15 protein-coding genes are annotated in these 24,447 nt (G+C 71.8%); 10 read left to right on the forward strand and 5 right to left on the reverse strand.

From position 1 onward, the window contains the following. The first annotated feature begins 152 nt into the window (after positions 1-152). Together OHA81_RS29830 and OHA81_RS29835 are read left to right on the forward strand one after the other, a co-directional pair. The gene (locus OHA81_RS29830) at positions 153-497 is read left to right on the forward strand and encodes a hypothetical protein (RefSeq protein ID WP_329201045.1); all 345 of its coding nucleotides are present in this window, start codon (positions 153-155) and stop codon (positions 495-497) included. A 160-nt stretch (positions 498-657) separates the two neighbouring features. Continuing rightward, positions 658-2,496 carry a serine/threonine-protein kinase gene (locus tag OHA81_RS29835; RefSeq protein ID WP_329201047.1) on the forward strand — a complete coding sequence of 613 codons (1,839 nt, stop codon included), beginning with the start codon at positions 658-660 and terminating at the stop codon, positions 2,494-2,496. Between the two features lie 39 nt (positions 2,497-2,535). Here OHA81_RS29835 and OHA81_RS29840 read toward each other — a convergent pair whose 3' ends face one another. Further along, on the reverse strand, positions 2,536-3,384 hold the full coding sequence (locus tag OHA81_RS29840; protein WP_329201048.1) for a polysaccharide deacetylase family protein: 849 nt from the start codon (positions 3,382-3,384) through the stop codon (positions 2,536-2,538). Between the two features lie 116 nt (positions 3,385-3,500). Next, the gene (locus OHA81_RS29845; protein WP_329201049.1) at positions 3,501-4,064 is read right to left on the reverse strand and encodes a hypothetical protein; all 564 of its coding nucleotides are present in this window, start codon (positions 4,062-4,064) and stop codon (positions 3,501-3,503) included. A 337-nt stretch (positions 4,065-4,401) separates the two neighbouring features. Here OHA81_RS29845 and OHA81_RS29850 point away from each other — a divergent pair, with 337 nt between their 5' ends. The 4 genes from OHA81_RS29850 to OHA81_RS29865 all read left to right on the forward strand — a co-directional run bounded on the left by OHA81_RS29850 (position 4,402) and on the right by OHA81_RS29865 (position 8,039). Next, positions 4,402-5,259, forward strand: coding sequence for a class II aldolase/adducin family protein (locus tag OHA81_RS29850; RefSeq protein WP_329201051.1), 858 nt, complete (start codon positions 4,402-4,404; stop codon positions 5,257-5,259). Between the two features lie 17 nt (positions 5,260-5,276). Next, on the forward strand, positions 5,277-6,026 hold the full coding sequence (locus OHA81_RS29855) for a TetR/AcrR family transcriptional regulator (RefSeq protein ID WP_329201052.1): 750 nt from the start codon (positions 5,277-5,279) through the stop codon (positions 6,024-6,026). Further along, on the forward strand, positions 6,023-6,898 hold the full coding sequence (locus OHA81_RS29860; protein WP_329201054.1) for an alpha/beta fold hydrolase: 876 nt from the start codon (positions 6,023-6,025) through the stop codon (positions 6,896-6,898). Before OHA81_RS29855 ends, OHA81_RS29860 begins: the two co-directional genes overlap by 4 nt. A 121-nt stretch (positions 6,899-7,019) precedes the next feature. Further along, the gene (locus tag OHA81_RS29865; RefSeq protein WP_329201056.1) at positions 7,020-8,039 is read left to right on the forward strand and encodes a M48 family metallopeptidase; all 1,020 of its coding nucleotides are present in this window, start codon (positions 7,020-7,022) and stop codon (positions 8,037-8,039) included. Positions 8,040-8,149: 110 nt separating this feature from the next. Here OHA81_RS29865 and OHA81_RS29870 read toward each other — a convergent pair whose 3' ends face one another. After that, a complete protein-coding gene (locus OHA81_RS29870) occupies positions 8,150-8,545 on the reverse strand; it encodes a hypothetical protein (protein WP_329201058.1) in 396 nt (131 codons plus the stop codon). 127 nt (positions 8,546-8,672) lie between these two features. Continuing rightward, positions 8,673-10,298: a putative glycoside hydrolase gene (locus OHA81_RS29875; RefSeq protein WP_329201059.1), complete on the reverse strand. Its 1,626-nt coding sequence runs from the start codon at positions 10,296-10,298 to the stop codon at positions 8,673-8,675. Positions 10,299-10,487: 189 nt separating this feature from the next. On the opposite strand from OHA81_RS29875, the gene OHA81_RS29880 reads away from it, so the two are divergent. After that, the gene (locus tag OHA81_RS29880) at positions 10,488-11,513 is read left to right on the forward strand and encodes a polysaccharide deacetylase family protein (RefSeq protein ID WP_329201061.1); all 1,026 of its coding nucleotides are present in this window, start codon (positions 10,488-10,490) and stop codon (positions 11,511-11,513) included. 61 nt (positions 11,514-11,574) lie between these two features. Here OHA81_RS29880 and OHA81_RS29885 read toward each other — a convergent pair whose 3' ends face one another. Further along, positions 11,575-11,922: a VOC family protein gene (locus tag OHA81_RS29885; protein ID WP_329201063.1), complete on the reverse strand. Its 348-nt coding sequence runs from the start codon at positions 11,920-11,922 to the stop codon at positions 11,575-11,577. 1,270 nt (positions 11,923-13,192) lie between these two features. Between OHA81_RS29885 and OHA81_RS29890 the strand changes: the two genes are divergently transcribed. The 3 genes from OHA81_RS29890 (at position 13,193) to OHA81_RS29900 (ending at position 24,425) form a co-directional block, all read left to right on the forward strand. Then, positions 13,193-14,263: a GntG family PLP-dependent aldolase gene (locus tag OHA81_RS29890; RefSeq protein ID WP_329201065.1), complete on the forward strand. Its 1,071-nt coding sequence runs from the start codon at positions 13,193-13,195 to the stop codon at positions 14,261-14,263. A 1-nt stretch (position 14,264) separates the two neighbouring features. Beyond that, entirely contained in the window at positions 14,265-17,675 is a 3,411-nt protein-coding gene (locus tag OHA81_RS29895) for a fatty acyl-AMP ligase (RefSeq protein ID WP_329201067.1), read from the forward strand. 66 nt (positions 17,676-17,741) lie between these two features. Beyond that, positions 17,742-24,425 (forward strand): non-ribosomal peptide synthetase, encoded by a 6,684-nt coding sequence (locus tag OHA81_RS29900; RefSeq protein ID WP_329201069.1) that lies wholly within the window; start codon positions 17,742-17,744, stop codon positions 24,423-24,425. Positions 24,426-24,447: the final 22 nt, after the last annotated feature.

The following is a 24,447-nucleotide window of genomic DNA, read 5'->3' on the forward strand; positions in this document are numbered from 1 at the left end:
GAGTCATTCCTTCCGTAGGGACACGCCGTCGGCACGCCGACGCCCGCAAGTTCACCGCAACGGCCGGTGCGCCGGACCCGTCGCCGCGCCGGTCCGCCTCGGGTGACCGCCCCGGCGGAACCGCGGACCGGCGACGAGCGTCTGTCGCTGGCATGAACACCACTTCGGACACCACCGGCCGCGCCGGACGCCTCCTCGCCGGCATCGGCGCGGTGCTCGCGGCGCTCGTGTGGGCGCCTCGGGCCGCGTTCAGCATCGACGGTGGGTTCGAGGCCCATGCCCGTGACCTGAGCGTGCTCTTCGTCGACCTTCCGCTCATCGTGCTCGGCGGCGCACTGGTGCCGTTCCTGACCTGGTCGCTGACCGGGCGCTGGACCGGCCGGCCCTGGATCGCGGTACTCGCGGCGGTGGCCGCGTTCGCGCTCGGACTCTGGGGACTCCTGGAGTGGTGGACCCCTCGACAGCACCCGGACCCCGGTTACGGACCAGGTATCTGACGCCCTCGCGTCACCGGTCCCCGCTACTCAACTCACCGCTCTGCAGCTAGGGTGTTGAGCGGTGTCCCGCTCCCCGACGGAACCTCGCCGGGTGGCCTCACAGTCAGTCCCATCGGGTAGATTTCTGGAAAATGATTCCAATTCGGGTGGGGCTGACGACGTGTTGGAGCTGAGGGGGAGCGGGGCCGAGCCGCTGGAGGCGGAGGATCCGCGGCGGATAGGGGCGATCGTGCTGGCGGGACGGCTCGGAGCCGGCGGTATGGGGCGGGTGTACCTAGGGGTCCAGGAGGGCCGCTACGTCGCCGTCAAACAACTGCTGTCGTCGGTCGTCGGCGAGGACGAGGACTTCGTACGCCGGTTCGGGCACGAGCTCGACAACCTCTCCCGGCTGCCCGCCGAGGCCACCGCGCCGCTGATCGCCAGCGACCGCACCGCGCGGCCCCCGTGGTTCGCCACCGCCTACATCCCCGGCCTCACCCTGAGGGAGGCCCTCGAACTGCACGGCGGCCCCCTGCCCGCGCACGCCCTGTGGCTGCTGCTGCGGGAGGCGGCGTCCGGCCTGGCGTCGGTGCACGCGCTGGACATGGTGCACCGCGACATCAAGCCGTCCAACGTGATGCTGACCCTCGACGGCCTCACCCTCATCGACTTCGGCGTCGCCCGGGCCGCCGAACAGAGCCAGCTGACCAGGACGGGCATGGTCGTGGGCACGCCCGCCTACATGGCTCCCGAACAGGCCTCGGGCAAGAAGGGCTTGAGCGGCGCCACCGACGTGTTCGCACTCGGCTCGGTACTGGCCTACGCGGCGTGCGGCCGCCCTCCCTTCGGCGACGAGTCGGGGCACGGCGTGCTGTACCGCATCGTCCACGAAGAACCCGACCTGGAGTCATTGCGGGAACTGGAGCCGGACCTCGCCGAGGTGGTCGCGGCCTGTCTCGACAAGGACCCGGAGGGCCGCCCCACCGCCGCGGAACTCCTCGAACAGGCCGCGAGTCGCAGGCCGTTCGCAGCCCCGCTGTGGCCCGCCGCCATCACCGAGCGCCTGTCGGAGCGGGCCGCGTTCGCCGCGGACGTGCAGAAGATCGACGTACCGACGGTTCCGCTCGCGGGTGCCTCGGAGCCGGAACCGGCGAAGGACCCCGAACCGACCCCCGCGTCCGGGCCCGAGCGGCCCGAGCGGCGCCGCCGTACCCGCGTCCTCCTCGCCGTGGTCCCGGTCATCGTGGTGGCGGGCGGTACGACGCTCGCCATCCAGCACCTGCCGTACACCACCTCGCCCCAAGCCGAGGCGAAGGCGGATCCGGCCACCTCGAACCCGGCGTCGGCATCAGGGCCGGCCGCCTCGCAGCCGCCCCCGGCGGCGCCGGCCGGCGGTCCGTCGGGGCAGGCGTCACCAGCGCCGCCCCCCGCCCAGGGCAACGGGCAGGCCAACGGGCAGGGCGGGGCGGGCGGAATTCAGACCGGTGTAGCAGGGGGCACCGCCCCGGGCGCCGGCTCAGGCCCCGTACCCGGGTCCGGCCCCGGACCGGGCACCGGCACCGGCCGGCAGAACGGCTCGGGCACCCCGGGCGGCGGCTCCGGCACCCCGGGCGGCTCCAGCGGCACGACGTCCCCGGCAGCCCCGCAGCCCGCCCCGGCCTCCGGCACCCACCGCTACCGCAACGGCGACAACGGCCGGTGCATCACCCAGGTCTACGGTTCCTCGGACAGCGGCGACTGCTCCGACCCGACGGCCCGCTGGACCGTGAAGAGCAGGTCGGACGGCAGCTTCAAGCTCGTCAACCAGCAGACCGGCGGGTGCCTCTACTCGAACGGGCTCGGCCAGGCCGTCTTCGTGGGCGACTGCGCCCAGGACACCACCCGGCTGTGGCGCACCGGTCCCGGCGGCAGCCTCCGCAGCGACTACGGCGGCGGTTGCCTCGACCTGGCCATGAGCAGCGGCCTGGTGACGTCCTCCTGCGCCGGCGAGGCATCGCAGCGCTGGACGGTGCAGGGCTGAGGGCTTCCCGTCATCCCCGGCGGGCGCACGGCACCCCGGCTACGGCCGGCGCCGGCCGGGCTCCGTCAGGAGGCCGCGCAGGTCGGTGATCCGGTAGCCGCGTGTGCGGACGGCGTCGATGATCTGCGGCAGGGCCCGGGCGTCCAGGACCTCGCCCTGCCCGTCGAGGGAGCCGACGTGCATCTGGATGATCTCGCCGGGTGTCAGGGCCCCAAGTGCTCGCGCGACGGCCTTCTGTACGGTCATCTGGCCTGTGGTTCCCTTGTAGCCGTTGGTGTCGGTGGTCCACTCGATGTCGGCGTACCCCAGGGCATTGACCTCGGCGACGTGCGGCGCGGGTGCGTCCCCGTAGGGAAAGCGGAAGAAGGGCAGGGGTTCGAAGGCGCCGCTCGGGGTTCCGTTTCCCGCCCGCCGGATCGCCGCCTGGGCCAGGGTGATCTCCTCGGCCCGTTCGGCGACGGTGAGTGCGCCGAAGGGCGCATGGGTGTGGGAGTGGTTGCCGATTCCGTGACCCGCCGCCGCGATCGCCCGTACCCCCTGCGGATGCCGCTCGGCGAAGTGGCCGGTCACGAAGAAGGTGGCCGGAGCCCTCTGCTGCCGCAGTACCTTCAACACCGTGTCCAGACCGTCCGTGCCCCAGGCGGCGTTGAACGTCAGGGCGACCACCTTCCCGGTGGTGGGAACCGTACGGAGCGGCGCCCCGTACAGCCGCTCCACCGGCTGCGGACCGGCCGGCGGAACGTGAGGCGCGTGTCCGGCGCCGGTGACGGCGGTGAGGGTGGCGGGGGAGGCAGCGGTCGTCGCGACCGCGAGGAGACCCGCAGCCAGGACGGGCAGGAGCACCGTACGGGCACTCCGGCCCGGGCCGGAACGTCGAGGAGGGCTCATGCCCCGGGAACCTAACCGCCCCGGAGGGCGCCGCCGCCGAAGACGCGCGGGCGTCCACCGACTGCCTCAGCGGCGGCCCCGCGTACCGCGCGGCCGCTGCCCGGACGGCACCGGGGTCAAGACCCGTTGGTGTTGAGGAAGCCGATCGCGACGGCGCCCCACCAGCAGACCTGGGAGAGCAGGGCGGTGGCGCCGCCCCAGACCAGCAGACGGCGGCCGACCTTGGTGGCGGTCCTCAGGCGGTGGCCGAGCAGACCGGCCTGGAGGCCGTTGACGGTGAGTACGGACACCAGGGCGAGTTTGGTGAGCGTCAGCGGGGAGCCGAGGTCGGGGTGGAGCATCATCCCGCTCGCCACGAGTCCGCCGAGTCCGGCCCAGATCGGCACGTGCAGCCGGGAAGTGGCTGTGAGCACATCGGCGAGCGTGCAGCGGCCGACGGCCCACAGCAGGCCGTGGTAATCGGCGGAAAGCACCGCACCGAAGCCCAGTACGAGCGAGGCGAGGTGGACGAAGAGAGCAGCGGTGTGAAGGGTGGCGTCCGTGCGCACGTGGAGCGACATCCACAGCCCGAGCGCCAGTGCCAGCAGCGCCCCCAGCGCTGCGGCCGCCACCGTCCACCACGACTCGTAGAGGCGGACGGGGCGGGAAGGCGGGACGACGGCGGGGGCTGCGGACAGCATAAGAGGACTCCGGGGGACACGGGCGGACGCCGAGGCGGCCAAAGCAAGGTTAGGGTTACCTAAATCCAGCGGATCGTCAACGCGCGTCCACGGCGCCGAGACCTCCGTGTTCGATCCGTGCGACAGGCCCCGGCCACAAGTCCCGTACCACGATGCCCCTCCGGGGTTCGGACACACCTGTTCCGGCGAAATCCAGGCCCCCCGATGGCCTCCGTTCTGCTCCGGCGTCACCCCGGCCGGCACGCCACCCCTTGCCTTATGCGTCCACTGGCTGCATTGTATGCGTCCAGTGGACGCGTACGGGCGGTCCGCAGAGCGGCAAGGGTGACGGAGAGACATGGACACCAAGGGCACGGACACCAAGGGCACGGACACCAACGGCACGGACATCAACGGCACGGGCACCCGCGGCAGTGCCTTCGTCCCGCGGCAAGAGGGCCTGGAGCTCCGGCTGCCCCCGGTGCACGACGGCCCCGACGCCGAGCGCGAGCACCGCAAACAGCGACTCGTCGGCGCCTGCCGCGTCTTCGGGCGGCTCGGGTTCTCCGAGGGGGTCGCCGGCCACATCACCGTGCGCGACCCCGAGTACACCGACATGTTCTGGGTCAACCCCTTCGGCATGTCCTTCCGGCACGTCCGGGTCCGCGACCTGATCCTCGTCGACCACGAGGGCCGCGTCCGCCACGGCAGGCACCCGGTGAACCGGGCCGGATTCGTCATCCACTCCGCCATCCACGCCGCCCGCCCCGACGTCGTCGCGGCCTGCCACGCCCACGCCGTCCACGGCAAGGCCTTCTCCAGCCTGGGCCGGCTCCTCGCCCCGATCACCCAGGACGCCTGCGCCCTGTACGAACAGCACACCCTGCACAGCGACGGCGCCGGAGCCGTCGTCGTGGAGGAGGAAGCCGGCCGGCGGCTGGCCGCCGGCCTGGGCCCGCACAAGGCGGTCATCCACCAGAACCACGGCATCTTCACCGTCGGCGAGTCGGTCGACGAGGCGGCCTGGTGGTTCCTCTCCATGGAACGCAGCGCCCAGGCCCAGCTGCTGGCCGAGGCCGCCGGTACGCCGCACCTCATCAGCCCCGAAGCCGCCCGGGCCACCCGTGACCAGACCGGCTTCCCCCTCGCGGGGTGGTTCTCCTTCCAGCCCCTGTGGGATGAGATCGTGCGGACGGACCCCGACCTCTTCGAGTAGACAGGCCACACCCACCGATGACCTCCACCTCCGACCCGGCGCAGCAGCACGGCAGCGGGCCCACACCCCCCGGATCCCCCGCCTGGTGGCAAGCGCGGTACGCGGAGCGCGCGCGGCGCAGGCCGCGCGAAGGAGGGCTGACCCTGGCCCGCATCACCGCCGCCGCCCTGGAGATCGTCGACCGCGACGGAACGGACGCCCTCACCATGCGCCACCTCGGCGACCACCTCCAGGTCCGTCACACCTCCCTGTACCGCCACGTCGCCAGCAGGGAGGAGTTGCTGATCGAGACCGTCGACCACGTCCTGGGTGAGATCCGGCTGCCCGCCCTGGACGGCGACTGGCGCACCACGGTGGAGCACGGCGCCCGCGAGTTCCGTCGCGTCCTGGCCCGGCACCCCGCGATCGTGCCGCTGCTCACCGCCGGCCAGTTGCTCGGCCCCAACGCCCTGCGCGCCCGTGAGCACGCCCTCGGCCGGCTCCTCGCCCAGGGCTGGCGAGCGCGGACCGCCGTCCACGTCTACCTCACCGTCACCCACTTCGTGATCGGCGCCGCGGCCCTCGACGCCGGCGGCGCGGCGCGCACGCCGGACCAGCGCGCCGCGATGACCGACCTCTTCACCTCCCTCCCGCCCCACACCCACCCGGTCGTCCACGGGAACGCCGAACTGCTCAACTCGCTCGACAGCGACGAGGAGTTCGAGTTCGGGCTGCGCACCCTGATCCACGGCCTGAGCCTGCTGTACGCCGAGGAGGCGCGCACATGACGACAGAGCGGATACTGCCCCCGCTGCACCAGTGGACCGCCGGCGGGGCGACCGTACGGGTCGAGGGGCACGAGGTGTTCGTCCGGCAGGACGGGCCGGCCGACGGCGCCCCCGTCACCCTGATCCACGGCTTCCCCACGTCCTCCCACGACTGGGCGGCGGTGGTGCCCGCCCTGGCCGCGGCGGGCCTGCGCGTCACGACCCTGGACCTCCTCGGATTCGGGGAGAGCGACAAGCCGCGCCACCACTCGTACTCCCTCCTCGAACAGGCCTCACTGGTCGAGGCCGTCTGGCGGCACCACGGGATCGGGCGCACCGCCCTGGTGGCGCACGACTACGGAGTGAGCGTCGGTCAGGAACTGCTGGCCCGTGATCCGTCCCGCATCACGCACATGGCGTGGCTGAACGGCGGGCTCTACGCCGATCTCCACCGCCCGGTGCTGATGCAGCGGCTGCTGCACGGGCCGCTGGGACCGCTGCTCGCGCCCCTGACGACCCGGGGGCGGTTCGCCTCCGCCCTGCGCGGGGTGCTGGGGCGGCCACTGCCCGCGGCCGACCTGGACGACATGTGGTCGGCGGTCGCACGCGCCGACGGACACCGCCTGGCCCCCCGCCTGCTGCGCTACATCGACGAACGCCGTATGCACGCCGAGCGCTGGACGCGGGCCCTGGAGGACCACCCCGGCCCCACCCTCTTCGTCTGGGGCCCGGCCGACCCGATCAGCGGCGCCCACGTACTGGACCGCGTCCGCGCGCGCGTCCCCGCGGCCGCCGTGGTCGAACTCACCGGGCCGCCCCCGGTGGGCCACTACCCCCAGGTCGAGGATCCCACCGCGGTGGCCGCCGCCCTCACCTCGTTCCTGACGCCGTAGCAGTCCTGCCCGGCAGGCCCTCCCCGCCTCCCGTCCCGCCGTACCGGTCGACTACGCTCCCCTGGCCGGCGGACCGCGCCGTGACGCGGCGGCGCTGCTCGCCCTGGGACTCGCCCTTCTGGTGCACGGCGTCACCCTGGCGCTGGCCGTGGCCGGGCTGCTGTTGATCGTGCTCGGCTGGGAGACCGGGATCGAGCCGGTCGAGGGCGTCGTCCTGCTGGTGGTGGCCGCCGTCCTTCGGCCGCGGCCGGGCCGGCTGCCGCACGGCGGGCCCGTGCTCCACCGGGCCGACGCACCCCGGCTGTTCGCGCTCATCGACGAGGTCGCCGCCGTCACCGGCACCGTCGGCGTAGACGCCGTGGTCGTGACCGGCGACGTCAACGCGGCAGTGACGATCTACGGACGGCGCCGGCGCCGCGTGCTGGTCCTGGGTCTCGGCCTGTGGGAGATCCTCGGGCCGCGCGAACGCATCGCGCTCCTGGGCCACGAACTCGGACACTTCGCCAACGGCGACTTGCGGCACGGGCCGGTCCTCCACGGGGCACTGCGTTCGCTGTGGCTGTGGGTGCACGCGCTGGCCCCGAGCCGGGCGCACACGGTGTGGGACTCGCTGTTCAACGTCGTGACGTACCTGCCGCGCTGCGCGGCGTACGGCCTGCTGCTCCTCCTCGACCGTCTGACGCTGCGTGCCGCGCAGCGCGCCGAGTACCAGGCCGACCTCGACGCGGCGCGGGCCGGTTCGACCGCCGGAGCCGTGGGACTCATGGACCGACTGCTCGTCGCGCCCTCGGTGCAGGACCAGCTCCGCCGCGAGGCGGTGGCCGCGCGGATGACGGGCGGCAAGGCCGGGCGGGCCGCGCAGGAGGCCGCCGAGCGGGAACTGTGGGAGCGGATCGCGGCGCACGCCTCGACCATCCCCGGCCACGAGCACGACCGGCTGCTCCGGATCGCCGCGCGGCGCGGGCACAGCGTGGACAGTACCCACCCGCCGACGCACCTGCGACGCCAGTGCCTGGCGCTGGGGGCGCCCCGGCCGGCCCTGGTCGACCACGACGAGGAGCGCGCCGCCGCCGTGGCGGCCGAACTCGCCCGGCACCGGGCGACGGTGGCACGCCAGGTGATCCGCGACCACACGGGCTGACACCGTGCCGCGGGAATCCCCGCCGCAGCACCCGGCCCGAGGGGCGCGGGCTGAGCCGGCACCGGAGCCTCCCGGCGAGTGGCCGGGGTGCGCGGAGCCGGGGCGGCAGTTCAGCGCAGGCGCCGTCCCGGGCGGTCCAGCGGGCGTACGCGCACGGCGGACCACGTGGTGTCGAGGGCGATCAGCGTCACGCCCACGAGGCCGTAACCGAAGAGGCGTTCTTGCAGGATGTCGCGGTTGAGGTCGGTGCCGGCCTTCACACCGCCCTTGCGGTAGGCGACCCAGACCAGACCGTCGAAGGGAACCGCATCGAGCGCCTTGCCGATCGTGGCGTCGAGGCTCGCCGCGTCGGGGGTGAACAGCAGGACGAGGTCGGCACGCGCCGAAACCGGCGTCACGGTGGCGGAGGAGGGGAGGGGCCCGGGCGACCAGCCCGCCGGCGCCTGCAGCACCAGGAGGGTCGCGCCCTCCTTGACACCCAGCTTTTCCGCGGTCGTTCTGGCCATGACCGTCATCCTGCCCAGCTCGGGTGGGTCGCCCCGGGCCGTCCGGGGCGACCCCCGTGGGAGGCGGGGACGGATCCCCACCTCCCACGGCGCCCGCCGGCCACTCGGACCCGCACGAGCCGTCCCGTCAGTGCGCGGCGATCTGCTGCAGCGCCGCGCCCTGGTAGCGGGCACCGGCGTTCCACAGGATGAAGGAGTTCATCTTGTTGTCGGCCGCGGCCTTGATCTGCTCGGCCACCTCGGCCGGTCCGTACGTGCTGCCCATCGAGAAGTCCTGGAGCCACGGGATGATCTCGGTCTGGGTGCCCTTCGCCTGCCGGGCGAAGTCGGCGAGCGAACGCTGCACGATCGCGTACGGGGCGGTGTCGGGCTGCGCGACGCCGTACTCTCCCGGCCCCCAGTGGGACGGGTAGACCATCGGCGCGATGTAGTCGGTGACCTTGACCAGGGCCCCGATGTCCTGGGCGATCTCGGTGGGCCGGGTGGCCGCGATGCCGAAGACCGAGACACCGAGGTACTTGGCGTGCGGGCGCAGCGCGGTCCGCGTGTCGGCGACGAACGAGGTGATGGACTGCTCGGGCGTGGCGGTCCCGATTCCCGGGAAGCGCATGTGCGAGAGCGGGCCGTCCGGGCGGCGCACGTAGTCGTAGAGGATGTCGTCGAAGCCGAGCCGAGCCGCTTCGACGGCGAGGTCCCGGTTGTACTTGCGGACCGTGGGGTTGGCGAAGTTGGTGAAGGACAGGGCCCCGTAGTGGCCGCCGTCGTAGGGCTGTCCGCCCGGGGTCAGCACGAGCTGGTCGCTCTTGCCCGCCTTCCAGGAGGCCGAGGCGAGCTTCGGGTCGCGGAAGGCCACGATGCGGCCGATGACCTGGGCGCCGGCGGCGTGGATCTCGGCGATCGCCTTGCGGGCGTCGTAGTAGCCCTTGGCCGCGCCGATCTGACGGGCCAGCGGTACCTGGGACGCGTACCCGACTTCACCGTCCTCGTCCTTGACGTCCAGCTCCAGGGCATTGAGTTTGCCGCTGCGGACGAGGGCGAGGATGTTGGTGCGCAGCGTGTTGTCGCCCCAGCCGATGGCGGTGATGTGGGCGGCGCGGATCATGGGGCGGCGCCCCCGGGCGGACACGTCCTTGGTGGTCGTGTTTCCGGCACGGTCCACCGCGCTGACCTTCACTGCGGGTGTGCCCTTCGGCACCGTGATCTTGAACGCCCCCGTCTTGTCGACGGGGACCTTCTTGCCGTTGACCGTCACCTCGGCATCGGTCGAGGCGTGGCCCGTGATGGTGACCGGCGCGGCGACGTTCTTGACCTCGGGGTCGGCCACCTTGAGCTCGGGAGCGGTGGCGTCCACGCTGAACCCCACGACCTTGCGGTACGAGGCGAAGGGAAGGCTGCTGTCGCCCGCCACCACCAGGGTGTGCCGGCCCTCGGTGAGGTGGGGGAGGACGAGCCTGAGGCGGGTGCCCTCGGCTTTGACGGGGACTGCCGTGCCGTCGAGGGTGGCGCGCAGCCCGTCCCTGCCGCCGGCCTCATCCGCGGCGAGGTAGGCGCCGACCTGCGCGGCCTTGCGCCCGTCGAGGACGGCGCCGTCGCTCAGGCCTTGGAGGGCCGGAGCCGGTGCGAGGAACGTCCAGGCTCCGACGCCCGCTCCGGCCAGCGCGAGCGCACCGGTCGTCGCTATCAGGGCGCCCCGACGGGCCGGACGGCGGAGGCGGAGGGAGGGAAGGGACCGGGATATGCGTGTGGGGGGCATCGTGACGTCCTTCGTGCCGTGGGCCGGATGCTGCCTCCATTCATTGCCGCGCGGTGCCCCGGTCGCCTCCTTCTGACCGTATTTCACGCGAACGGCCGCATCGTGTCCCGGCGTGGCGGCTGGGCCATGCAGGGGACAGTGCGGTATGCGGCCCCCCGTCGTCGGTAGGTATGGCACGACACACTCGCCATGAAGGGCACCCCCATGCGCCATCCACTCCTCCCGCTCGCCGCCCTGGCGGGCGCCGCCCTGCTCGTCTGCGGATGCTCCGAGGGGCCGTCACCGGCCGCCGGGGAACGCCGTGCGGCCGCCTCACCGGCGGCCGTCACTCCCGTCGCCGCGAAGGCCCCCGCGGATGTCGGCGCCAACGAACTCGGCCGGGTGCCGGTGCTCATGTACCACCAGCTCACCGAGAAGCCGGCCAGCGTCTACGACCGCACCCCCGCCGATTTCCGGTCGGAGCTGGAGCGCCTCGCGCGGGAGAAGTACGTACCGGTGACCGCCAGGGACTTCCAGACCGGCCGCATCGACATCCCGGCCGGCACGCACCCGGTGGTCCTCACGTTCGACGACTCCACCAACAGCCAGGTACGCCTGAACCCGGACGGCACCCCGGCGCGGGACACCGCCGTCGCCATCTTGACGGAGACGGCGAGGAAGTACCCCTCCTTCAAGCCGGCGGCGACCTTCTTCGTCAACGCGGACGCCTTCTCGGCGACGGGTTCCAACAAGGCCCTGACCTGGTTGAAGGAGCACGGGTACGAGGTCGCGAACCACACCGACCGCCACGAGAACCTACGCTCCCTCGACGAGACGGGCGCCCGGCGGGCGATCACCGCCGGACAGCAGGCGATCGAGAAGGCGGCGCCCGGAACGCGGGTCACCTCGCTCGCCCTGCCCTTCGGTGCCATGCCCCAGCCGGCCGAGGTCGCTTCGCGGGGAACGGGCTACCGCTACGACGGGGTGTACCTCGTGGGCGCCAACCCCTCGTTCTCGCCGTTCGCCAAGGCGTTCACCCCCGGCGCGATTCCCCGGATCCGCTCGGCGGGGCCCAAGGACGAGGACGCGGAGTTCGGGTCGTCGCGCTGGCTGGACAAGCTCGCCGCCGGGAAGGACCTGTACGTCTCGGACGGGGACCCGAACAGCGTCGCCTTCCCGAGCGCCGCACGGAACGAGCTGTCACCGGCCTTCGCGAAGCTGGCCCGGCCGTACTGAGGGCCGGGCCCCCGCCCCTGCCCCGGCCGGCGCCGTTCACGTCCCCGCGGCCAGGTGGGCGTCAGCGATGGCTCAGGACGTTGACCACCCGACCGTCGGGGTCGCGGACGAAGAAGCGCCGCACGCCCCACTCCTCGTCCTGCAGGGGGTGAACGATCTCCGCGCCGCTGTCCCTGACGACGGCATAGACCGCGTCCACGTCGTCCACTTCGACACTCAGATCGGGGACGACCGGCGCGGTCTTGTCGTGCGCCATGAAGCTGACTTGTGCCGCCGGACGGGACGGGGAAGCGAGCGTCATGATCCAGCCGTGGTTCATCACCTCTTCGAAGCCGAGCAGGCCGTAGAACCCCCGGCTTTCCTCCGCGGACGCCGACTTGATGTTGGGCACGACACGGCGAACGGCCATCGGTGACTCCCCTTGAGAACGGACGTGCGCTTGCCGCACGCGCTCCTGCACTCTCGATTTTGCAGATAAAACCGACCAACACGTTTCTTAACGGGGGCCATCGCTCACGTATCGGGCAGCCCGTTCCCACGGGACGCCGCCCCGGCTCATTCAGCGTACGGGTGTCTGCCGTAAGGGTCCACCCGCGCGATTGCGCAGCAAACCAGGCCGTTGACATGGCATTTCAGGCGGGAGGCCGCGTGGGCTCGGCGGTCGTAGCGCCGACGTGACCCCTCCGAGGGGCCTGGCGGGAAGCCTACCGGGGCGTTGACAAACCGCCTATCTGGTTTGTAATTTCTTCGTGAGAGGGAGCGCCGGCCTCACCGTGGGTCGGCCCGATGCGCACGTGCCGAAACGAGGGGGAGAGGGACCACGTGGACTCAGTCGGCCGGCCCCGGTCGGGCCAAGGGGACGTTCCACTGCCTGGACCGCGAGACCGACCCCGCCACGGCCTGGCGACACCTGTGGGGGGAGACGGAAGATGACTGATCGACAGGTCGCGCGTACAGGGGTCGGAGGGCGGGTCGAACAGGGCCCTGGCCGGCTGCCCGGCCAAGAGGCCCTCGGGTCCCGGCCCCGCTACGCGCGCGCACGCCCGCTGTCCTCATCGGCTCGCCCGTCTTCCATGCGGAGCCCTCGTGGCGTGAGGAGACTGCCTGCGAGAGTGCGGCCCGCCGAACGGCCGAGGCCGTCGGCTTGCGGCTCGGCCGTACACAGACCGAACTACGGCTGACCGGTTCCGGCTCCGGGAGCACCGGGATCGACTCCCGGCCGGCCGGTGACGAGCCCACGTCCGGCGGCCCACGGCACCAGCCTCCCGGACCGCCGCCTGCGCCCGCAGGGAGGCGCCGCCCAGGCCGCCCGCCCCGGCAGTGCGCGATACCCCGGCGTCCCCCCTGCCGGGCCCGGTACGAGAGGCGGGCGTCCGTGTGGACGGAGCCCACCCACGGCAATCCCGAAGTCCCGCGTGTGCACGGTGTTACGGGCCGCGGGTCCGGACGAGCCGTACGGCAGCGCCGCCCGCCCGCCCGACCGACCGCCCTTCGTCATCGCCCCACGAGTCCCACGCCCGGGCACCGGCACACGCCCGGGCACCGGCACACGCACGAGCACAGGCACACGCACGAGCACAGGCACACCCACACGCACAGGTCACGAAAGCGCGCACCGAGCCCCCACCAGATCGACGCCGTCCCCGGCGCGGTTCCCGAGTTCCCGAAAGGCCCCATCAGTGATCGAGCTACGCAGCGACACCTTCACGCTGCCCACTCCGGACATGATCCGCGCCATGAGCGAAGCCGCCCTCGGTGACGACGTCTACGGCGAGGACCCCACGGCCAACCGGCTCGAAGCGCTCGCCGCCGCCACACTCGGCAAGGAAGCCGCCTGCTTCATGCCGAGCGGCACCATGGCGAACCTGGCAAGCCTCATGGCGCACGCGCCCCGGGGCTCCAAGGTGCTGGTCGGAGACGAGAGCGACATCTACATCTACGAGGCCGGCGGCGCCTCCGTGTGCGGCGGGATCGTCTACGAGCCGGTCCCCACCCAGCCTGACGGCCGCCTGCTCCTGCGCGACCTGGAGGCCGCGTTTCCGGACGACCCGGAGGACCCCCAGTTCGCCCTCCCCGCACTGATCTGCCTGGAGAACACGCACAACCGCTGCGGCGGCGCGATCCTCCCCCTGGACTACTTGCGCGACGTACGCCGTTTCGCCGCCGAGCGCGGGGTCCCCCTACACATGGACGGCGCCCGGATATTCAACGCCGCCGTAGGTGCGGGGGTTCCGGTGGCCGAGATCGCGCAGTTCGCGGACTCCGTCCAGTTCTGCCTCTCCAAGGGACTCTCCGCCCCCATCGGCTCCATGGTCGTGGGGAGCGCCCGGTTCATCGGCAAGGTACGCCGCCTGCGCAAGATGCTCGGCGGCGGAATGCGGCAGGTCGGAACGGTCGCCGCAGCCGGGATCCTCGCCATCGAGAACGCGGCCGCGCTCGCCGAGGACCACCGTCGAGCCGCCCTGCTCGCCGAGGGCCTGGCGGAACTGGACGGCATCGAGGTGGTCCCCCAGGACGTGCGGACGAACATCGTGATGTTCCGTGTCACGGACGAGCGGCACACCTGGCAGACCGTCGCTGCGGCGGCCCGCGAGGAGGGCCTGGCCATCGCCGAACTGGGTCACGGGCGGCTCCGCGCGGTGCTGCACCGCGGACTGGACGACAGCGACGTCAACGAAGCGGTTTCCATCATCGGGCGCGTCATGAAGAACGGCGCGCGCCCCCTCGCCGGCCACACCACGGAGGTCTGACATGCGGGCAAGCACCGGAGTCCACACCGAACCGAGGTTCCCGTCGATCCCCGCGGCACTCTCCCACTGGGCCGGCGAGCGCCCCGATGACGTGGCCTACACCTTCGTGGGAACCGGCCTGGAGGTCGAGCAGCACGTCACCTTCCGGGAGCTGGAGGACTCGTCCCTGAGGATAGCCGCGGCCCTGCAGTCCACCGCGCGACGCGGAGACCGGATCCTGCTGCTCTTCCCACCGGGTCTCGACTACCTGGTCGCCTTCCTCGGCTGCCTGTACGCGGGGGTCGTGGCGGTTCCGCTCTACCTGCCGCGCCCCGGCGCGAAGCTCGACCGCATCGAGGCCGTCATCCAGAGCTGCCGTCCCACCCACGCCCTGACCACCGCGGCACTCGCCGAACACCTCGCCGACCTGCCGAAGCCGGAGGGCTCGGAGGACCTGCGGACCCACCTCATCGAGACCCTGGCGGCCACCGACCGGGCAACGTACCGGCCCGTGGGCACCGACGGTGAGGAACTGGCCTTCCTGCAGTACACCTCCGGTTCCACCGGCGCCCCGAAGGGGGTGATGGTCAGCCACCGCAACCTGGCGGAGAACGAGGAGGCCATCGCCGACGGCTTCGGCGTCCGGTCCGGCGACGTGATCCTCAGCTGGCTTCCGCTCTACCACGACATGGGTCTGATCGGGGCGGCGCTCCTGCCGCTCTACATGGGGCTGAGGTCGGTCCTCCTCAACACCTTCGCCTTCGTCTACGATCCGATGATCTGGCCGCTGGCGATCGCCCGGTTCGGCGCCACCTGCTCCGGCGGCCCCAACTTCGCGTACCAGCTCCTGGTCGACCGGTACGACGCCGACCGCCTCGCCGGAGTCGACCTCAGCGGCTGGCGCATCGCGTTCAACGGCGCCGAACCCGTGGTGGAAAGGACCCTGCGGGACTTCTCCACCGTCTACGGCGCACACGGCTTCGACCCCGGCGCCGTCTACCCCTGCTACGGCCTGGCGGAAGCCACCCTGTTCGTCTCGGGCGCCGAGCCGACGGCCGGGTACCGTGCCCACGTCTTCGACCGCCGCACGGTGGAGCAGGGCCGGCTCGCCCCGGCTCTGGGGTCGCAGGCGGAGGACGGAGTCGGCATCGTGTCGGCGGGGCGCCCCGCCCTGCACACCGAGATCGTGATCCGCGACGCGAACGGGCGCGCCGTACAGGACGGCTGCGTCGGCGAGATCTGCGTGCGCAGCAGGGGAGTGGCCCAGGGCTACTGGGGCGCCGAAGGCCCCACGGAGGAAACGTTCCGCGCGCGGATCGAGGGACACCCCGGCCTCTTCCTCCGCACCGGTGACCTCGGAGCCTTCCACGAGGGCGAACTGTACCCCGTAGGACGCATGAAGGACCTGCTCATCGTGGCCGGTCGCAACTTCTACCCGCACGACATCGAAACCGTGGGATCGCTCGCCTCCGCCCACCTGCGCAAGGGGTGCGCCGCGGCGTTCCAGCCGGCCCCGGACGCACCTGAGGTCGTGCTGGTGGCCGAGGTGAAACGCTCCTCCGTGACGCTCCTTCGCGACGACCCGGACACCCTCGCCGCCGTCAGCAGGGAGGTGCTCCGTACGGTCGGCACCGAGTGCGACCTCCACCTGGCCGAGGTCGTCTTCGTCTACCCCGGCTCGATCCCCAAGACCTCCAGCGGAAAGATCCGCAGGGCCGAGACGCGGACGCGGTACCTCGCCGGCGGCCTGCGGGTGGTGAGCGCGACACGGGGGGACGAACACGGGCAGGCGGCCGACGTACCTGCGTCCGACACCTCCTCGCTGCACCTGCTGGACGACGTCCGGCGCCACGAGGCCGTGCGGGACGCACTCGTGGCCCAGCTGGCCGGGCGCTGGGGAGGCGCGCCGAGCGGGGAAGACCTCGCACAGCCGCTCGCCTCACTGGGCCTGGACTCCCTGAAGCTCACCGCGTTCAAGGCCGCCCTGGAGCAGCTCTTCCAGCGGAGTATCGACAGCCGGCTCTTCTACGGCGACCGCTCGCTCGACGAGGTGGCGCAGGCCATCACGGCCTTGACCGCCGAACCGCCGGCCCGCGCCGAGGCGCAGGAGCCGGCGCCGGACCGGTCGCCGGCCGAGGGCCCTGCGGCCGATGGCCAGATCCAGATGCAGTTCTACTCCGAGCTGCTCCCCGAGGACACCGCCAACAACCTGCCCATCGCGGTGCGGTTGTCGAGGGCCTACGAGCCGCACCTCCTGCGGTCCGCCGTGGCCGGGGCCGTCGAACGCCACCCGGCCCTGCGCACCGTCCTCGGCCCCCTGGGGACGGGTACCCAGCTGGTGCGTGACAGCCGCGACGTCGACTGGCAGGAACAGCGGTTCGCGGACGACGATGACCCGGCCGTCGACGCCTACCTCGACGAGGTGGCCCACCGGCCCTTCTCGCTGACCGAGGGACCGCTCGTCCGTGCCGCCGCCGCACTCACCTCGGACGCGACGGTGCTCATGCTCGTCTGCCACCACGCCGTCGTCGACCACTGGTCGCTGCGTACGGTCCTCACCGAAATCCTCAAGGAGCTGCCCGGAATCCGGCTGGAGAAGTCCCCCGCGCCCACCGGCGGGTCACCGGCGACGGCCTTGGAATGGGCCCGCGCCCGTCGTGCACCGGACGCCGCCGCCGACGAGCGGCTGCAGACCTGGGCCGACCGGTGGCGGCCCCTGCGCAACCAGCTGCTGTTCAAGCCGAGGGCGGCCGCCCCGGCCGACCGCAATCCGGCCGGCACCGTGGACTTCGAGATCGACGCGGAGACGACCCGCCGGATCTACACCCGCAGCCAGGCCCACGGACGTACGCCGTTCGTCACGCTCGCCTCCGCCTACCTGCACGCCCTGTACCTGACCGTCGGCGAGAAGCAGATCGTCATCGGAAGCCCCCACCACGGCAGGACCGACTGGCGGTTCGCGGAAACCGTGGGCTACCTGGTCAACATGATGCCCCTGCAAGGGGACTTCCGGGACGGCGAGGGCCTCGACAGCCTTGAGGACCGCACCTGGCAGGAGCTGCGGGACGCACTGGACTTCGCCGACCTGCCCTTCGCCCGGCTCGTCAAGGAGCTGAAGCCGGAACGGCACGGACAGAACCCGCTCTTCCAGGCGACGCTGACGTTCCAGCAGACCGCCGACACGCGCCTGGCGGAGGGCTTCTCCCTCCCGTCGAGCGGCTGCCGCCAGATGCTCGGCGACGTGGAGGTCCGGGCGGTCGACGTGCGGCCCCGTGACGTGGCCTTCGCCCTGAGCCTCTACGGCACCCGGCACGACGACCGGCTGGTGTTCCGGCTGGTCCACCAGAAGAACGTGGTCGACGCGTCCGTGGCCGAAGCCGTCGCCGAGGGGTTCCGGACCGCTCTGCGCGAGCTCAACGCCCATTCCCGCTGAAGAAGCAGAAGATCTGGAGTTGGAACGATGCAGGAACACGATTTTCCGACCGGAACCCTGGCGGGCGTGGGAAACCTGGTGGAGGGCTTCGCGAACTCGGTGCGTGCCTTCCCCACGCGCGACGCCGTCCGCTGCGGCGCCCGGGCCGTGACGTACCGGGAACTCGACGACCGGGTGAACGCCCTGGCGGCCGCACTGATCAGGGCCTCGGACGACCCGAGTCGCCCCGTGGGCATCCTGCTGGAGCGCTCGGTGGACATGATCGCGGCGGCCCTCGCGGCGCTGCGCACCGGATCTTCGTACGTGCCCCTGGACCCGGCGACGCCCACGGCGCGGCTCGAACTGATCCTCGACGACGCCGACCCCTCCGTGGTGGTCACCACGCGGGAGCTGGCCGGCTCGCTCGCCTCCGGCCTCCAGGTGGTGTGCGTGGATGACGAGCTGCCCGTCCCGGCGCAGGAACTGCCGCACCCCGGCATCGCAGCCGACAGCCGCGCGTACATCATCTTCACCTCGGGTACGACCGGCCGCCCCAAGGGCGTGCAGGTGTCCCACGGCAACGTGCTGCGGCTCTTCTCGGGTACGGAGGCACTCTTCGGGTTCGGCTGCGAGGACGTCTGGTCGCTGTTCCACTCCTTCGCCTTCGACTTCTCGGTCTGGGAGATGTGGGGCGCGTTGCTGTACGGCGGCTGCGTGGTCGTCGTGGAACAGGAAGTGGCGAAGGACCCGCGTACCTTCTGGGAACTGCTCCAGCGGGAACGCGTGACCATGCTCAGCCAGACCCCCACGGCGTTCAACCAGCTGACCGTCGAGGACGCCGCGCACGCGGCCCGGCTGCCGCTTCGTTGGGTGGTCTTCGGCGGCGAGGCACTGCACTTCGGCAACCTGCGGCGCTGGGTCGCCAAGTACGGGGACGACACCCCGCAGCTCATCAACATGTACGGCATCACCGAGACGACGGTGCACGCCTCCTTCCGCCGGGTGCTGGAGCAGGACCTGTCCCAGGCCGGATCCCTGATCGGCCTGCCCCTGCCCGACCTCGGCTTCGTGCTCGTCGACGACGAGCTGCGGGAGGTGCCCGCCGGCGAGGTGGGCGAGATCGTGGTCACCGGTCCCGGAGTGACCCTCGGCTACCTGGGGCGCCCCGATCTCACCCGCGAGCGCTTCGTCGAACTCCCCGGCCACAGCGGGTTGGGATACCGCTCCGGAGACCTGGCGAGGATCACCGGGACGGGCGAGTACGAGTACCAGGGCCGCGCGGACGACCAGGTCAAGATCCGCGGCTTCCGGATCGAACTCGGCGAGATCCAGGCGGTGCTGAGCGCGGTCACCGGTATCACCCAGGCCGCCGTGGTCGTCACCACACCCGAAGCCCCCTCGAACCCCGTCGTCAAGGAACGCTCGGTCTCGGCCAGGATCACCGACGTCCGCGACCTCATTCGCGGGGGATCGCGCGGCGACCACCGCTCGGCGGAGTCCGGACCGCGGATCGTGGCCTACGTCGTGCGCGGCGAGGGCTTCGACCCGGCCGAGCTCTTCTCCCGCTTGCGCGAGCGGCTTCCGCACTACATGATCCCGGCCTTCGTCGTGCCCGTGGACAGCATCCCCATGAACCACAACGGCAAGGTCGACCGCAAGGAGCTGCCGGCCGCCTCGGCCGCGAACTGCCTGCGCGAGCCCGCCGGTGAGGCATCGGGAGCACCCGCGGGGGGTTCCGAGGACGCCCGGGCCATCGTGGAGATCTTCGAGGACGTCATCGGCATCACCGGCGTGACGGAGACCGACTCGTTCTTCAGCATCGGCGGTGACTCGATCATGGCGCTGCAGCTGCGCGCCCAAGCCCTGGGGAAGGGCATCACCCTGGAGCTGCGCGACATCTACGCCCTGCAGACCCCGCTCGCCCTCGCCGAGGTGGCGGTGCGCGAACAGGCCCCGGAGACCGCGTCGCCGAGCGTGGCACCGTTCAGCCTGATCAGCGACGAGGACCGCGGCCTGATCCCCGACGGGGACGTCGTCGACGCCTACCCCGTGGGCACCCTCCAGGCGGGCCTGCTGTTCCACAGCGCCTACGAAGCCGACGTCAACATGTACTGCGACATCTTCATGTTCCGGCTCAAGGCCGCCTACGACCACCAGGCCATGGAGCGCGCAGTGGCACGGGCCGTGGACCGGCACGAGATCCTGCGCACGTCGTTCGACTTCAACGGCTACTCGGAGCCCCTCCAGCTGGTCCACGCCCACGCCGCCACCCACGTCACGGCCGAGGACCTGCGCCACCTGTCCCCCTCGGAGCAGGAGGCCGCACTCGACTCGTGGCAGCTGGCGGAGCGCGGGGTCGGTTACGACTGGACGAATCCGCCGCTCATGCGGTTCACGGTCCACGAGCTCGCCGACGACGAGTTCATGTTCTCCATGAGCTTCCACGACGCACTGCTCGACGGCTGGAGCGAGTCGTCCCTGATCACCGAGATCCTGGCCGACTACTGGGCCCTGCGCGACGGAGCGCAGAAGGAAGCGGCCGCCCGTCCCGTCCGGCGCTACGCCGACTACATCGCCCTGGAGCAGGGAGCACTTGCCGACCCCGCCATCGAGGACTTCTGGCGACAGGAACTCGAAGACACCACTCCGACGATGCTTCCGCGCCTCGTGGAGGGGCCCGAAGACCGGCACGAGGGGACGATGGGCTTCCTCAGCGTCGACATCGACCCCCAACTGTCGCACGCGCTGGACGACATCGCCCGCGAGCACAACGTGTCGCTCAAGCACGTGCTGCTCGCCGTGCACGCCAGGGTGTTGTCCTGCCTCACCGGCAGCAGCGAGGTCGTGCTCGGCGTCGAGTCCAACGGCCGCTCCGAAGAGGAGGGCGGCGCCGACGTGATGGGGGTCCACCTGAACGTCGTGCCGTACAAGCTCAACAGCCGGCAGGGCGCCTGGAACGACCTGATCGCCGCAGCCTTCGCCAAGGAGCAGCAGCTCCTTCCCGTCCGCCGGTTCCCCTACGCGCGTCTGCAGCGGCTCATCGACGTGCGGGAACTCACCGACATCAGCTTCAACTACACCCACTTCCACAGCTACGAGCAGCTCGCCTCGGCCACCGCGCTCGAAGTGCTCGACGCCAAGGCCTACATCCAGACGCACTTCACGCTGCGCACGGAGTTCAACAAGGACCCCTTCACCAAACTGCTGTCCCTCGACCTCGAAGCCAACATGCGGCGGATGACCGAGGACCAGCTGCGCCTCGTCGGCGAGGTCTACCGCAACGCACTCGACGACCTGGCCGCCGACCCCCGCTCGGTGCCGAGCCAGCGCACCCTGCTCGGCGAGGAGCGGTGGCACCGGCTGCTCGACGGGTACGGCGAGCCGGCCGAGGCGCTCCGCGCGGACGGCTTCTTCCCGGTGTTCGAGGAGAGGGCCGCCACCCACGCCGACCGCATCGCGGCCCTGTGCGGAACCGAGACCATCACCTACGAGCGGCTCGCCGAGCGGGCCGGCTCCGCCGCGACCGTGCTGCACGAGCTCGGTGCGGGACCCGGGACGGTCGTCGGCGTGGTCGCCGAGCGGAACATCGACTACCTCGTGGCGACGCTGGCCGTCATGCGGACCGGCGCGATCTACCTGCCCCTCCCCGCGGGACCCGTACAACGCGTCGCCGCCATGCTGCGGACCAGCGGCGCGGACCTCGTCCTGTGCGACGGGCAGACGCGGACCGCGGCCGAAGAGGCCACCGGCGGTTCGGTGCGCGTGGCGGAACTGGGGCCCCTGCTGGCCTCCGCCGAGGGCAGCGCACCGTACCGGGGCCGGCTGCCGGGCGGCAGGGACGACGCGTACATCATCTTCACCTCGGGCTCCACCGGCGAGCCCAAGGGAGCACTGCTGCGCCACGACGGCATGCTCAACCACATCCAGGCGAAGCTGGACGCGCTGGAGATCCGTCCCGGGGACCGGGTGTCGCAGGACGCCGCGGCGACCTTCGACATCTCCGTGTGGCAGATGCTCGCACCGCTCGCCGCCGGCGCGACCGCGGTGATCTACCCGGACGCCGTCAGCCAGGACCCCTCGCGGCTGCTGCGGGCCGTCGCCGAGGACGGCATCACGGTGCTGGAGGTTTCCCCCACCGTGCTGAGCGTGTTCGCCGCGGAACTGGCGCACTACGGCAACGACGCGTTCGGTGCCTTCGCCCTGCGCTGGGTGGTCTCCAGCGGGGAGACCCTCACCCCCAAGTGCGCCAACGCCTTCCGTGCGCAGCTTCCCGACGTGCGGCTGCTCAACATGTGGGGCGCCACCGAGGTCTCCGACGACTGCACGCATTACGAAGTGGTCGCAGTGGCCGACGAGCGGGCCGCCTCCGTGCAGGTCGGCCGGCCGATCAGGAACGCCAAGGTCTACGTCCTGGACGACAACCGCGAGCCGGTGCCGGTCGGCACCCCCGGCGAGCTCTACGTCGGCGGCCTGTGCGTCGGCGGCGGCTACGTCAACAACCCGGAGCGCACCGCCGCCGCCTTCGTGCCGGACCCGTTCGGGGAATCACCCGAGGTCCTCGCCTACCGCACCGGCGACCGGGGCCGGCAACTGGCGGACGGCGGCTTCGAGTTCCTCGGCCGGATCGACACCCAGCTCAAGATACGCGGCCACCGCATCGAACTGGGCGAGGTGGAACGGGCCCTGGCCACCGTGGAGACGTTGCAGGAGAGCGCCGTCACGGTGCGGGCCGACGGCGAACACGGCAAGCAGCTCGTCGGTTTCTACGTCCCCAAGGCCGTGCAGAACTCCGGCGCGGCCGCCGGTGACACGCTGCTGAGGCTGGAGGTCTCGCCCGTCGAACTGCGTGACCGGCTGGGCTCGCTCCTGCCGCGCTACGCCGTGCCCGACTACCTGATCGCCTTGGGCGAGCTGCCCCGTACCCCGCACGGAAAGGTCGACACCAAGGCTCTCGCGGCGTGGGACCTCACGGACCTGGACACCACCACGCAGGACGACAGTCTTCCGCCCACACCGACCGAAGCCGCGGTCATCGAGGTCTGGGCCGGTGTGCTCCGCACCGCCCGTCCGCCGGCGGCCCTGTCCAACTTCTTCGCCCTGGGCGGACACTCGCTGCACGCCGCCCAGGTCATGGCCCGCCTCAGGGACCGGTTCGGCGTGGACCTTCCGCTGCGCCTGCTCTTCGAGAACCCGACCCCGAGGGCACTGGCCCAGCAGGTCGAGGAACTCGTCGGGTCCCCGGCGGCCGGCGCCACGCCCCCCTCGCGCATCACCCCCCTCGAACGACGGCCGCGGGAGTTCCCGCTCGCCCGCAACCAGGCCAGCCTGTGGTTCCTGAACCAGGTCGACCCGCAGGACCGTTCCTACGAGAACACCACGCTGCTGCACCTGCGGGGCGACCTCGACGTCGAAGCGCTGCGCAGCGCTGTCGACACCCTGGCGGGCCGCCACGAGATCCTCTCGATGCGCTTCGGCAACCGGGAAGGCGTTCCGTACCAGACCCCGCGGGCCGGGGCGGCCGTCCGGCTCGAAGTCGTCGACGCGTCGCATGAAGAGGCGGCCGACGCCGAAGCGATGAAGGAGTACGTCCGCCGGCAGACCGGCGCTCTCCGCTTCGACCTCGAGCGCGGGCCACTCGTGGTGGCGCGTCTGTACCGGTTCACGCCCACGCAGCACGTCCTGCAGTGGAGCAGCCACCACGTGGTGTCGGACGGCTGGTCGACCGACGTCGCCATCCGCGAGATCACCGAGGCCTACCTGGCGCACCGCGAGGGCCGCACCCCACGGCTGCCCGAACTTCCCGTCCAGTACGGGGACTACGCGCTGTGGCAGCAGGAGCAGCCGTCCGGCGCGGGCTCCGCGGAGGCCGCCTTCTGGCGCACCTACCTGGACGGCTACCAGGGCGAACTCGCCCTGGTGACCGACCAGGAGCGCACCGAAGACCGCAGCCGGACCTCGGGCCACCAGGTCAAGGACTGGGAGCCCCGGATGACGCGGCGCGTCGGCGAGCTCGCCCGAGCGCGCGGGGTCACCCCGTTCATGGTGTTCCACGCGGCCACCGCGGCCGTGCTGTCGCGCTTCGCCCAGCAGTCGGACCTGGTGATCGGGTCCGCCGTGGCCGGACGCGGGCTCCCGGAAACGGCGAACCTGATCGGCTACTTCGCCGACACCCTGCCGTTCCGCTACCACGTCGAACCGCAGACGACGGGCGCGCGGCTGCTCGACTCGGTCGCCTCCAGCGCGCTGTCCGCCCTGGAACACCAGCAGATGCCCTTCCAGGAGATCGTCCGGGAAGCGGGCGGCGAACGGACGCCCGGGGTCTCCCCCCTGGTGCAGGTGCTCGTCACCGTGGACAACTTCCCCCTCGACCTGGACGCCCTTCCCGGGATCTCGGCCGCCCTGGAGCAGGTTCCGCCCGCAACGGCCCTCTTCGATCTGCTGTTCCGGTTCGTCGAGGACCCCTCCGGGCTGCACCTCACGGTCCAGTACGACGCGACCCTGTTCACCCCCGCCACCGTCGAGCGTCTCGTCGACGCCGTCGACAGGGTCCTGGAAGCCCTGCTGGAGCAGCCGGACACCGAGCTCGGCGACATCGTCCTGACCGGTGCGGAAGACCTCGCCGCCCTCCAGGCGGCCTGGCAGGCGGTCAGCCGCGAGGAAGTGGACTTCGCGCACCAGGCGGCGCGTGCCGTCGAGTCCCCGCAATGGCCGGACTTCCTCGCCCGGGTGGAGGCGGAGGGCCTCCTCTCAGCCCTGCTCCTGGCCCTCTGACATGGCAGCGAATCCGCTGGTC

Origin of the sequence: Streptomyces sp. NBC_00667 (assembly GCF_036226825.1) — a bacterium.
Taxonomy (GTDB): domain Bacteria; phylum Actinomycetota; class Actinomycetes; order Streptomycetales; family Streptomycetaceae; genus Streptomyces.